Source organism: Paenisporosarcina sp. TG20 (assembly GCF_000286315.1).
Lineage (GTDB): Bacteria > Bacillota > Bacilli > Bacillales_A > Planococcaceae > Paenisporosarcina.
In genome coordinates, this window is record NZ_ALJG01000356.1 from 1 (window position 1) to 12,567 (window position 12,567).

At 36.9% G+C, this 12,567-nt stretch carries 9 protein-coding genes and 2 riboswitches; of the genes, 1 reads left to right on the plus strand and 8 read right to left on the minus strand.

Features of this window, described 5'->3' with window-relative positions:
* Nucleotides 1-528 precede the first annotated feature (528 nt).
* The 8 genes from B371_RS0118230 to B371_RS0118265 all read right to left on the minus strand — a co-directional run bounded on the left by B371_RS0118230 (nucleotide 529) and on the right by B371_RS0118265 (nucleotide 11,647).
* Nucleotides 529-1,869, minus strand: a complete 1,341-nt coding sequence (locus B371_RS0118230) for an NCS2 family permease (RefSeq protein ID WP_019415754.1) — start codon at nucleotides 1,867-1,869, stop codon at nucleotides 529-531.
* A 194-nt stretch (nucleotides 1,870-2,063) separates the two neighbouring features.
* Nucleotides 2,064-2,165: riboswitch (purine riboswitch) on the minus strand.
* A gap of 510 nt (nucleotides 2,166-2,675) precedes the next feature.
* Nucleotides 2,676-4,214, minus strand: coding sequence for a glutamine-hydrolyzing GMP synthase (gene guaA / locus B371_RS0118235; RefSeq protein ID WP_040681338.1), 1,539 nt, complete (start codon nucleotides 4,212-4,214; stop codon nucleotides 2,676-2,678).
* 192 nt (nucleotides 4,215-4,406) lie between these two features.
* A riboswitch (purine riboswitch) is annotated at nucleotides 4,407-4,508 on the minus strand.
* 34 nt (nucleotides 4,509-4,542) lie between these two features.
* Nucleotides 4,543-6,738: a DUF4129 domain-containing transglutaminase family protein gene (locus B371_RS0118240; protein ID WP_019415756.1), complete on the minus strand. Its 2,196-nt coding sequence runs from the start codon at nucleotides 6,736-6,738 to the stop codon at nucleotides 4,543-4,545.
* A complete protein-coding gene (locus B371_RS0118245) occupies nucleotides 6,735-7,949 on the minus strand; it encodes a DUF58 domain-containing protein (RefSeq protein WP_019415757.1) in 1,215 nt (404 codons plus the stop codon). The genes B371_RS0118240 and B371_RS0118245 overlap by 4 nt, the downstream gene beginning before the upstream one ends.
* On the minus strand, nucleotides 7,946-8,893 hold the full coding sequence (locus tag B371_RS0118250; protein ID WP_019415758.1) for a MoxR family ATPase: 948 nt from the start codon (nucleotides 8,891-8,893) through the stop codon (nucleotides 7,946-7,948). The genes B371_RS0118245 and B371_RS0118250 overlap by 4 nt, the downstream gene beginning before the upstream one ends.
* Nucleotides 8,894-9,039: 146 nt before the next feature.
* Nucleotides 9,040-9,867 carry an ammonia-dependent NAD(+) synthetase gene (gene nadE / locus B371_RS0118255; protein ID WP_019415759.1) on the minus strand — a complete coding sequence of 276 codons (828 nt, stop codon included), beginning with the start codon at nucleotides 9,865-9,867 and terminating at the stop codon, nucleotides 9,040-9,042.
* 11 nt (nucleotides 9,868-9,878) lie between these two features.
* Nucleotides 9,879-11,348 (minus strand): nicotinate phosphoribosyltransferase, encoded by a 1,470-nt coding sequence (locus tag B371_RS0118260; RefSeq protein ID WP_019415760.1) that lies wholly within the window; start codon nucleotides 11,346-11,348, stop codon nucleotides 9,879-9,881.
* A 95-nt stretch (nucleotides 11,349-11,443) separates the two neighbouring features.
* The gene (locus B371_RS0118265; protein ID WP_019415761.1) at nucleotides 11,444-11,647 is read right to left on the minus strand and encodes a hypothetical protein; all 204 of its coding nucleotides are present in this window, start codon (nucleotides 11,645-11,647) and stop codon (nucleotides 11,444-11,446) included.
* Between the two features lie 458 nt (nucleotides 11,648-12,105).
* Here B371_RS0118265 and B371_RS0118270 point away from each other — a divergent pair, with 458 nt between their 5' ends.
* Complete coding sequence (locus B371_RS0118270) at nucleotides 12,106-12,471, plus strand: hypothetical protein (protein WP_019415762.1); 366 nt, start codon at nucleotides 12,106-12,108, stop codon at nucleotides 12,469-12,471.
* The last annotated feature ends 96 nt before the right edge of the window (nucleotides 12,472-12,567 follow it).

The window sequence follows — 12,567 nt, forward strand, 5'->3', positions numbered from 1 at the left end:
CACTGCGCATTTCTTCGTCAGCGCGCTCGATCACATCCTCACGTACGTAAGTACGCTCCGGTGTTCACTCACTTGCTTCCTCGAACTGCTTGCGTCTCGAAAAAATAGAGAGAGTATGATTGCTCATACTTTTGTTGCTGGCGTCAAAAAATTGACGTTTATAATGAACGTTTAAGTTCAAGTTTTGCTTCCGGCACCGAAGTGCGTTCCGCTTTGTTAGTTGACGTTTTGCTGTTCAGTTTTCAAGGTTCATTTGGCGTGTCGCTTGTTTTGGCGACTTTTACATCATACCAAATTTAAAGCTGCATGTCAATAATAAATTTTACTTTTCAATTCGTATTGTCACTGCGTTAAATCAGCAGCTAAAATAATATATCATCCTGACTACTATAAGTCAACAACAAAATTGAAAGCTTTTATTTCTATTAACTATATCAGAAATTTCTAACATTTCAAGTATTAACACTATACCAATTATAGCCAAAAAGAAGGAAGTTACTTTTAAAAGTAACTTCCTTCTATTAGTTATTAATGACCTTGAACGAATATAAAGTAAAGAACAAAAATCCCAAACATGCCGTACATGATTGGATGAACCTTTTTAGCGTTACCACTCAAAATCATCGTTATTGGATAAAATATAAATCCAATCGCGATTCCTGTAGCAATACTATAGGTAAGTGGCATTGCAATTATCGTTAAGAATGCTGGTACTGCTATTTCAAATCGATTCCATTCGATTTTGTTTAATGATGAAACCATTAAGATACCAACAATTATTAAAGCCGGTGCTGTTACTGCAGATGTTATGACTGACAATACTGGTGAAAACCATAATGCTAATAAGAAAAGGATACCTGTGACAATTGCAGCGAACCCTGTTCGTGCACCTGCCGCGACACCAGCACTGGATTCAATATAAGAAGTAGTGGTTGATGTTCCGAAAACAGCTCCAGTTACAGTTGCTAATGAATCCGCAAGCAACGCTTTACCTGCACGGGGTAACTTGTTTTCTTTCATTAACCCCGCTTGATTTGCAACAGATACCAAAGTTCCTGCTGTATCAAAGAAATCAACAAACAAAAATGTAAGAACAACAATTAAGAATGGATAAGAAATTAATGAAGTTGGATCATTAAATAAAGGTTCAAATGCTACACCAAAAGTTGGTGCTACATCTGGAATCTTTCCTATTATAGCAGATGGAATTTCTACTAAACTAAAAATCATACCTACAATAGCGGTTAAAATCATGCCATAAAATATACCGCCTTTAATACCAAGAACCATAAGAATTACGGTTACGACTAAACCAAATACTGCTAACAACGTATTTCCTTCAGATAAATTACCAAGTCCAACAAGTGTTGCTGGATTATCTACAATTATTCCTGCATTAGTTAAACCAATAAATGCTATAAACAAACCAATACCCGCTCCAACTGCATATTTCAATTCAGCTGGAATTGCATTAATGATTGTTTCTCGAATACCTGTTAATGAAAGAACGATAAAAATAAGTCCGGAAAATAAAACACCAGTTAACGCTGTTTGCCAAGGTATACCGTAAGTTAGTACAACAGTGTAAGCAAAAAATGCGTTTAAGCCCATTCCAGGGGCAAGAGCAATTGGATACTTAGCTATTAGTCCCATAAAGAGGGATCCGACAGCTGCAGCCAAGGCAGTTGCTACAAATACCGCACCAGCGTCCATCCGCATAGAATCTGGTAAATCTGGAACAGAATCTAGTGATAGCACTAGTGGGTTAACGATTAATATATAAGCCATTGATAAGAATGTTGTTAATCCACCGATAATCTCACGACGATAGTTTGTCCCAAGTTCTTCAAACTGAAAATACTTCTTCATCATTTTCCTCCAAGTTGTCGTGTATATGTCTGTTTCTTCTATAATATTAGCTAACTTCGAACCTCTGAATTTTTCGACTTTGTATTAGCTAGTTATTATAAAAAACAAAAAGTATGCGACAAAAAAAGTCGCATACCTCCGATATTTCAAATTATCATTAAGATAATATGAATAAGAAAGAAGGATCATAAGTATATCCGACTTTCTTTAATCGTAGTCGAGTCATTTAAGGTAACTCGGTAGAAACTTTCGGGCCATATTCCCGACATTATACGACGACATTATTTAATTACACTCAAAATATAACATTAAATGCAGGCCATTTCAATCCGTTTTCCGAACATTTCTCAAAAAAAAGATAGAAATGTTCGTAAATAGAAACGATTTCCAGTTAAACTTTTTATTACCACTCAATAGTCTGGAGGTAGCTTACTCGTACTAAACGGTTACGTGGTATTTAGGTATTAATAAAACGATTCTGTGATAGTCGAAACGGGTAATAGACTGAAAATATGATTGATTCGCTTCGATACATAAGATAGTTAGTCTGATTGTCTACTCTTGGATAATACGATAACCTTTACACTTGGTATAATTGGATAGCAAAAGTTCGATATATTTCTAATTTTTACCCTCAATTATTTGAGTAGATGAAAATCGTCCAGTAATTCAATAATCTTAACCATAAAAAAACTCCCTTCTATCTGTGAATAACACAAATAAAAGAGAGTATTAATAATATCAATATACGGTTGGTTGTATCTCACGTTAGTCAAACTCTTAACAAACATTAAAGTATGGGTTTGTTATTCCCACTCAATAGTCGCAGGTGGCTTACTCGTAATGTCGTACAAGACACGGTTAATATGTGGTACTTCATTTACTATACGTACACTGATCTTCTCCAAGACTTCCCATGGTACTCGGGCCCAGTCAGAAGTCATACCATCAATTGATGTAACTGCACGGATTCCAATTGCATAATCATATGTTCGAGCATCTCCCATAACACCTACGCTGCGAATGTCGGGTAGAACTGTGAAGTATTGCCAAATATCACGTTCGAGACCTGCTTTGGTTACTTCATCACGTAAAATTGCATCGGACTCACGAACAATTTCAAGTTTTTCTTCCGTAATTGCTCCTAACACGCGAATTCCAAGGCCGGGACCGGGAAATGGTTGTCTCCATACGATTTCATCAGGCATTCCAAGCTCTGTTCCAAGTGCACGTACTTCATCTTTAAACAAAGTTTTTAATGGTTCGATTAATTTAAACTGCATATCATCAGGTAGACCACCAACATTGTGGTGAGATTTAATCGTTTGCGCAGTGGCTGTTCCGCTTTCAATAATGTCAGTATAGAGTGTTCCTTGTGCGAGGAAATCCATGCCTTCTAGTTTTGATGCTTCATCGTCAAATACATATATAAATTCATTACCAATAATTTTGCGTTTCGTTTCTGGGTCAGATACGCCAACTAATTTGTTCATGAAACGTTCTTGCGCATCAATTTTGATTACATTCATGTTGAACCCGTCCGAGAAAGTCTTCATTACACTTTCAGCTTCACCTTTACGAAGTAATCCGTGATCAACAAACATACAAGTCAATTGATCGCCAATCGCCTTGTAAAGTAATACGGCCACTACAGAAGAATCTACTCCACCACTAAGTGCACATAATACTTTTTTGTCGCCGACTTGTTTTCGAATTTTATCGATTTCCAGTTCAATGAAACTCCCCATTGACCAATTACCTTTTGACTTACATATTCCAAATACAAATTCTCGTATCATTTCAATACCATAAACTGAATGTCGAACTTCTGGATGGAACTGAACTGCATATAACCCTCTTGATTCATCTGCCATAGCAGCTATCGCACACGATGGACTTGTTGCTACTACTTCAAAGCCGTCCGGAGCTATTGTTACGTGATCTCCGTGACTCATCCAGACAATTTGTTCCTTGGGTAGGTCTTTAAATAAAGGACTCTGTTGATTTGCTGTTATTTCGGCTTTCCCATACTCACGATGTCTAGCTTTTTCAACTTTCCCACCAAAATGAAGAGACATTAATTGCATACCGTAGCAAATTCCCAAGATAGGAATATCTAATTCGAATATTGCTGGATCTACATGAAATGCATTTTCGTCGTAAACTGAATTTGGACCACCAGAGAAAATAATACCTATTGCATTCATCTCTTTTATGTCTTCTGCAGTTACTGTATGTGGGTGTAGTTCACTGTAAACACCAAATTCACGTATACGTCGAGTGATTAACTGATTGTATTGACTACCAAAATCAAGTACAACTATTTTTTCTTGTTCTTTTAACATAGGAATTGCTGACAATGTATACACCTCTTCATTTAGATTACCAGGCCCTACTAATAAAAAACGCGTATGAAAGAGAACCTTTCTACGCGTTTTTTACTCTACACAAGAAAAGCACAAAGCTCCGCTTAACGGAAGCTTCGAGCTAGACATTTTTTTGAAAAAGGCGAACTCAAACAAATGTTTAATAAAAAACATGCTTGAATTCGCCTTCATAGTCAAGTCATTTTCGGTGACTTAGTAGAGACATCCGAACCGTATCATCGGACATATATGAGGGCAAACCGGTCTGTATAATTTTTCTCAATTCTACAGGTTGTTTGTTTGAAAATCAACTACTTGTCCTATTGATTAAATTTTCCCAAATTTCTCTTAGTTTAAGCCATTCAAGCGAATCATTATTTTTACCATAAAAGCCTCTTTCATATGCATTAGTTAACTTTTTCATATCTTGTGAACCGAAAAATTTATCTACGTAATCTGCATACGATTGTAGTGTTTGTCCTTCTCTTCTTTCAATCCCATATAACGCAAGTTGTTTCAACAATCTATGGTAACTTTTTTCAAAAGTTCTCCAGTCTTCTTTATGCAAACGATAATAAGGCACCAACAGTTTTGGCAACCATTTTTGTCTAACTCTGAATAACACCGCAATAATTGCTATTGCTACTAAACTCCACCATATAATAAGTCCGCGATTGTCAGCAATCCAACTTCCAAACTTTTGAATGGTTTCAGTGAGCCGTTCTGAAATGGATTTATTTACTGGAGTATCTGTAACTTCTGGTTTTTCCGGTTTCTCTGGCGCCGGTGGTTCTACAGGGACGTCAGGTGTATTTAATTCCAAATCAAAGTCAATATTTCCCGCTCCACTAAATCCGATAGTAGGTTCGAACGGCATCCAACCGACACCTGGAAAGTATGCCTCAACCCAAGAGTGAGCATTATTATTTGTAATTTGGAACATCTTGTCACCGTTGTCAGCTCGCATTTCTTCCCCTTCAGCAAATCCTTTAACCCAACGGGACGGAATTCCTAAAGTTCGTAGCATGACCACCATAGAAGTAGAAAAATTATCACAATATCCACGATTAGTTTCAAATAAGAATTGATCAACGTAATCTTGATCACCCTCCGGAACGGCAACATTGCTTTGATCATAAACGAAACCATTTTGAGGGAAATAGCGTTCTATTGCTCGCGCTTTGTTATACAGACTTTCTTCGTCTGCTGTAATGGTTCTTGCTAATTCGCTAACCCGCTCTGGTAGTGATTCTGGTAATTGCAAATATCTATCAAACTCCGGAGATAGTTGCTCTAGAGATTCAGGTGTTGTTGCACGTAGTGCGGTTAAACTAAACTTTGGTTCACTGAACGATATACTGTATTCGGCTAATTCCACCACGTCGTTTTGTTGGTAGGTTTCAATTTTTTGCGTATTATTAGAAATCGAGAAAGTTGTACCTTCATCGGCGTTGGCTGCGACTGAACCATATGGATACATTAAGAAAGGGTATCTTAACTCAAAAGAATATATCGCAATATCCTGATCTTCTTCCGGACCTACCTTGATACCAGTATCTAAAACGTCACCTACTGTATAGTTTTGTATTTCATTGGATGCGACCGATTGTTCCCAACCTTTTGATGTGTAAGTGTCTTTAGTTTCAATTTTCCAATACTGAGGTGTTTGGACCATTACTTCAAATACAACGGTTGGATCTGAGAGAAATGCCCCACCTAATTCAGAATCATCCTCACCATAACCTATTTTACCAATACCACCGGAACTACCAGGTCCTGTGCTAGAACTTTTAGCAAATGTTTGGATATAAGGGACCGGATCAGCCCATATAGGGCCAGCTTTAGGCAGTAAATATCCGATTGAACCACTCACCGCGACTAACAGAACAAGTGGAACAATTAGAAAACCATACTTTCTTTCAGATGGGGATATTTGATTAAGTTCAAATATTTGGGCTACTTTTAACAAGCCTGATAATAACAACCCTAATATCATGACTCGTAAAATGGCTCCATCTCCTGCATACGGGCTGAATGTATCAAGTGCTCCAATAAAAATAACGGTCATAAAGAAGAATAAGAAAATGTTTAATCTTACAGTAATCCAATGATGGATCAGATATGCTGTCATCCATAATAGTGAAAGGAACAGTACAGTTCGGAAAGAATCTGTAACTAACAACCAATCACGATTAAAAAGAGCAGCCATATTTATAACTAAATCACCAAAGAGAAAAGATATTGCTTCTCTTGTAAAAAAAACTTCGTTTGTATAAACGATGATTAGAATCCACGCTACATACACTAGTTTCCCTGGACCTGAAAGCCACCAAGGAACAGAGAAGTAACTGAACACTAAACATATAGCAATGAAGGCTAAGAAAATGGATATATGACTAGTATCAGTTAACTCCATGACCGGGTATAGCCATTCACGAAGTAAGAAGAAAACCAAAATATAGAATATGCCTTGTAACGTCTTTTGTTGAATTCCAGATTTCATGAGCGTCCAACCTCCATAAAGGCGTTTGCAAAATGGTCCTGAGAAAGTACATGAACTATCATTCTTCTTGAACGAGCCAGGTTGTGCATCTGGAGTGCTTGTTTAGATAATTTTTCCCCTTTTTTTAAGACTACAAAAACGGTACACTTCTTCAAGTTTTTAGCCGCTCTTGGAATTGCCTCAATTAAACCTGCAGTTAAATCTCCAGTGATCAGTAAAACAGACGTAACATTTGAGACAGCAGAATCCTTTGTCAATATTTCTTCGATTGGCTGATTCAAATCTGCTTCCACCTTCGCTAAATGAAACATTGCCCGTTGTAATTGATCTTCATTTTGAATTGCCGGAAAATATATGCGTGTAGCCCCCACAGACAGAAATGCAGCACTTGCATGATTCCTAACTACAGCTTGTAAGATAGAGGCTGTTAACTCTATTTGTTCTTCAAAATTAGTAGAAGCCTTTCGATCGACTAAAATGAATAGATCCTGAGATTGTCTATCTTCAAATTCTTTTGTTCGTAACGTTTGTGTACGAGCGAATGACTTCCAATGAATCCAAGACACACGATCGCCAGGTTGATAGTCTCGAACTCCCGTCGCCATGGTGGTGTCTTTAACAAGATTGAATGGAGAGACAGCGGATCCTTGATCATATCGAGTTTCAATAGGCATATAAACCATCTCAGTTACGTTCGGGTATACAATGACAGATTGTTTTAATGGAATTAAATGAGTTTTTTTGATCCAACCAAAAAAATCACTTACCTCAATTTGGATGCCATCTAGCGTATGTTCACCCCGTGGCATATGATCGATTTCATACGTCCATTTTATCATTTGGCGCAAACCGATCATTTTAACCGTTTTCAATTTTGATTCTGCATGACGCTTGAGTTGAGCACTTTGTGAAATCTCTTTTACGACTAAATAAAGCATTGGAAAGCGAGAAAGTCTTTTTAGATTCACCCTTACGATGAGTTTCCCACCTCTACTTACTTGAGTTGTTTGAATAAAGCGTTCTGCTTTTATTTTTGAAATTGGGATAAAGAAGAACACGATGGAATATAACGCAAATGGCAGGAATGTATAAAAAATAAACCAGCTTACAAAGCCACCTTGAAACATTGCAAAGGTAAAGGATGAGATTAGTAGAAAGATAACAAATAAGAGACGTCCTACTAATACCAAAGTAGAGTTCAGTCGTCTCATTGTTTAACAAGCCTTTTAATAGGAACATTTGTCTTTGCTAAAATACGCTCGACAATTTCTTGTGTAGTTATCCCTTCATACCTCGCTTCTGATCGCAACATCATTCGATGACTAAAGACATACGGTGCCAAATACTGTATATCATCAGGTGTAACAAAATCTCTTCCTCTTAACATGGCAAGTGCTTGGGAGGCTTTCATTAATGCTAGTGAACCACGAGGACTTACTCCTAAATAAATATACGAGTCTTTTCTGGTTCTATTAGCTAAATCAACAATATAGTTTTTAATCGTATCGTCAACCACGATTTCTTTTGCTTCATTTTGCAAAGCAATTAAGTCTTCAAGCGAAATGACAGCGTCTAAGTCTATAACTGTTGTCGATTGAGAACGGTTTAAAACTTCAACTTCCTCTGCTTGTGAAGGATATCCCATACGAAGTTTAATTAAGAAACGGTCTAATTGTGCTTCCGGAAGTGGATATGTACCTTCGTGCTCAATCGGATTTTGTGTCGCCATTACAAAAAACGGTTTAGGTATATTCATTGTGACTCCATCAATAGTAACTGTTGCTTCTTCCATACCTTCTAAGAGTGCAGATTGCGTTTTAGGTGAAGTTCGATTTATTTCATCAGCTAACACGATATTCCCCATAATTGGACCTGGTCTAAATTGAAATTCCATATCTTTAGGATTATAGATTGATACTCCAATTACATCTGAAGGCAATAGATCAGGTGTGAATTGAATTCGTTTAAATTGAGCACCAACTGATTTTGCTAAAGCACGTACCATCATTGTTTTTCCAACTCCTGGCACATCTTCTAATAGAACATGTCCTTGTGCAACTAATGCAACCACACATAATTCTGCGATATCCCGCTTGCCTATAATCACTCGTTCAATATTATTTATTATTGCAAGTATTTTCTCCTGGTTTTTCATCTCTTTCTACCCCCAATACCCCTGTGGAATTATTTAAAATTTACAAGTTTTATACATATATCTATAGTTTAACTAAAACATACTGACTTAACAACTTATTAGTAAACAGAAAAGCACACTTGGCACTAAGCCAAATGTACTTTATTTTATTTCCAAAACTCGTCGAAAACAGTTATAGGCATATGTCGTTTGTGCTGTGAACGCAAATAATACTCTTCAATTCTTTCTCGTGACTCACTTGGGATTTTTTTCCCTTCTAAGTAGTCATCAATATAATCATATGTGACACCAAGAGCAATTTCATCCGGTAATCCAGGGCGCTCTTCTTCCAAATCTGCAGTAGGAATCTTTATATACAAGTTTTCAGGGCAATCGAGAACTTTTAATAGTTGTTTCCCTTGTCGTTTATTTAAACGAAAAATTGGAACCAAGTCAACTCCACCATCACCATATTTGGTATAAAAACCAGTGACAGCTTCTGCAGCATGATCTGTGCCAACAACTACTGAATTGGTCATAGCTGCTATCGAATATTGTACCTTCATTCTTTCACGTGCTTTTTCGTTTCCTTTAGCAAAGTCAGAAAGGTTGATACCAGATACATCAAGAGCTCGTTTGCTTGCATCAATTGCGTCTTTAATATTCACTGTATAGATTTTAGAAGGTTGAATATAGCCCAGTGCATCTTGACAATCATCTTCATCAAACTGTAAGCCATAAGGCAATCGAACAGCATTAAGTGAATAGATCTTCACTCCCGCTTCTTCATTTAATTCATTCACGGCCATTTGAGCAAGTTTACCAGTAAGAGTGGAATCTTGACCACCCGAAATACCTACAACCAATCCTTTTAAGAATGGATGCTTCTTTAAATAGTTTTTCATAAAATCAATAGATGTACGAATCTCTTCTTGAGGGTCAATCGATGGTTTAACTTTCAATTCTTCAATAATTTTCAGTTGTAAGTTTGTCATCACAGTGCCTCCTAAGCGTAATACATGCTGTCCACCATTTCTTTTACTTCTTGGATGTTTTTGATCTTGTTGTCCCAACATTTTTGACTGAGATCCACTGGATATTCTTCTGGATTTAGAGAACGTTTGTATTCATCCCATAACAACTCCAAGTTTACAGTTGCGTAATCCCTCATTTCAAACAATGTGGGATTGGTATAAATGATTTTACCGTTTTCAATCACTTTAGTATGAAGATTTTTAGCTTCAAAGTTTGTCACAAATTTCGAAACAAATGTATGCACTGGATGGAACATTTTTAAGCGTTCTTCATGCGTCGGATCTTCATCAAACATTGTTATATAATCGCCTTCCGCTTTTCCGTTTTCACGGTCAATAATACGGAATAATTTTTTTCGTCCAGGCGTGGTTATTTTTTCAGTCGCGGAAGAGATCTTAATGGTATCTTCCATCACACCATTTTCATCTTCAATTGACACAATTTTGTAAACTGCACCCAGAGCGGGTTGATCATATGCTGTTATTAGTTTAGTACCAATTCCCCATATATCTACTTTCGCACCTTGGGCTTTTAAGTTTAGTATTGTATATTCATCTAAATCATTTGATACGATAATTTTGGCATCTGGAAACCCTGCTTCATCTAACATCCTACGTGCTTCTTTTGAAAGGAATGAAATATCTCCGCTGTCTAAGCGAATGCCAACAAAGTTGTTTTCATCCCCAAGTTCTTTTGCCACTTGAATAGCGGTTGGCACTCCAGTTTTTAACGTATTGTATGTATCGACAAGAAATACACAGTCTTTATGACGTTTGGCATAAGCATGGAAAGCATCATATTCGCTTTTATATGCTTGAACAAGTGAATGTCCATGTGTCCCAGCAACAGCAATCCCAAATTTCTTGCCAGCTCGAACATTACTTGTTGCTTCTATTCCGCCGATGATGGAAGCGCGTGAACCCCATATTGCTGCATCCATTTCTTGTGCGCGCCGTGTTCCAAATTCCATTACAGTATCGGTTTTCACAATTTGTTTAATCCGACTTGCTTTCGTTGCAATTAATGTTTGGTAATTAACAATATTTAAAATTGCTGTTTCTATTAGTTGTGCTTCAACAAGAGGGGCTTCGACACGAAGAATTGGCTCATTAGCGAAAACAAGCTCCCCTTCAACCATTGAATACACGTCACCAGTAAATCTAACATCACGCAAGTAACTGATAAAGTCTTCTTTGTATCCTAGTTCTTGCTGAAGGTAAGCAAGGTCACTATCCGTAAACTTGAACTCACGCAGAAAATCTAGTACACGCTCGAGACCTGCAAAAATAGCATAGCCATTCCCAAAAGGTAGATTGCGGAAAAACAACTCAAATACAGCTTTACGATTATGTACACCATCAGCCCAATAGGTTTCTGCCATATTGATTTGATATAAATCCGTATGTAATGCAAATCCATCATCTGCATAATTCGACTTCATGTTAACTCCTTCTTCCGCGTTCATCATTGTCATTAGTATACACATTTTTATCTTACCTAACAAAAACGCAAACCAGTTGGTTTGCGTTTTTTACTTTATGTTCCCATTTTTCTTCGTAGGTTGCTCACTTTTTTCGTTTGCTGGCTTTGCATCTTTTTAGATGATTGGCTTCCGCTTCCAGTTCCAGTGTTGTTAGATGCTTGATTTTTTTTCGCTTCAAGTTGCTGTTGCATCGCTTCTTTTAAGGTCATTTTCTTTTTTGGTGCATCAGCTTGGTTAGTTTCATTGTTTTCAGTCATGTGAACTCCTCCTTTTGGTTGTTATATAATCAGTCTTTACTTTCATTATACTCGAATTTTACATAACCGGGAATTTTCTATTATAAAAGAAGAGCAGAAAGCGTATTCTCGCCCGATGAGGGCACTGAAAAAAAGTACACCGATATAGTATTCCCTATACTACTAATACCGGCGCTTTGTGGATGCCTACCGCGTGAAGTCAGTCAGAAAACCACTGACAGTCTTTCGAATTCGAATGAAATATTGCTTTTTAATATAAACACACTTACAACTATTAAAAATGTAAATTTATCAGTGGTCTAACCCGTTACTACTAAACGCGAAGAATACTTTCAATCCTTTATTAAAAACTGCTTTCTACATTTAAATCTTTATTTCTTATTATAAGCCGAGTCCACTCACTGTTATTCTTTTTAGTTCTAACAATGCATATAATTCTTTAAAAAGGAGGTTTTCTTTTGAGAGGAAAACGATTTAGTTGGTTACCTGTTATCTTGATTTCATTAATTGCTCAATTTATCGTCCAACAATTGTTGCTATTCATTGCAAATAATGTAGACCACTCTACGTCAACAGCGTTAATTATTCAAATCATTTTTGTCATTGTTGCAATTGTCGGTGGAATAGTAGCTATGCATTTTTCCATCAGGCATTCACTTCACATAGGCGGAATTTGTGCAGCTCTTTTTGTTGTCCTAAGTCAATTATATATTGGCAATAGTACAATTAGCGGTTCAGGACTTTTAATATTGCTTATTGCCTACGCGCTTGGCTATCTTGGCAGTATGTTATATGCGAACAAATTGCATACACGTTTTAGATAATCTTGTTTGATAGCTATAACAATATTATTTAAAATCCAGAGTTACTTATTTTCAATTCTAGTCATCTATGACACTCATTATTGAGATAACGTACTC

Coding starts and splice junctions, on each gene's coding strand:
- B371_RS0118260 (WP_019415760.1), bottom strand. CDS start 11,348: ATGAAGTCGAATTATGCAGATGATGGATTTGCATTACATACGGATTTA.
- B371_RS0118250 (WP_019415758.1), bottom strand. CDS start 8,893: ATGAAAAACCAGGAGAAAATACTTGCAATAATAAATAATATTGAACGA.
- B371_RS0118265 (WP_019415761.1), bottom strand. CDS start 11,647: ATGACTGAAAACAATGAAACTAACCAAGCTGATGCACCAAAAAAGAAA.
- guaA (WP_040681338.1), bottom strand. CDS start 4,214: ATGTTAAAAGAACAAGAAAAAATAGTTGTACTTGATTTTGGTAGTCAA.
- B371_RS0118230 (WP_019415754.1), bottom strand. CDS start 1,869: ATGAAGAAGTATTTTCAGTTTGAAGAACTTGGGACAAACTATCGTCGT.
- B371_RS0118240 (WP_019415756.1), bottom strand. CDS start 6,738: ATGAAATCTGGAATTCAACAAAAGACGTTACAAGGCATATTCTATATT.
- B371_RS0118245 (WP_019415757.1), bottom strand. CDS start 7,949: ATGAGACGACTGAACTCTACTTTGGTATTAGTAGGACGTCTCTTATTT.
- nadE (WP_019415759.1), bottom strand. CDS start 9,867: ATGACAAACTTACAACTGAAAATTATTGAAGAATTGAAAGTTAAACCA.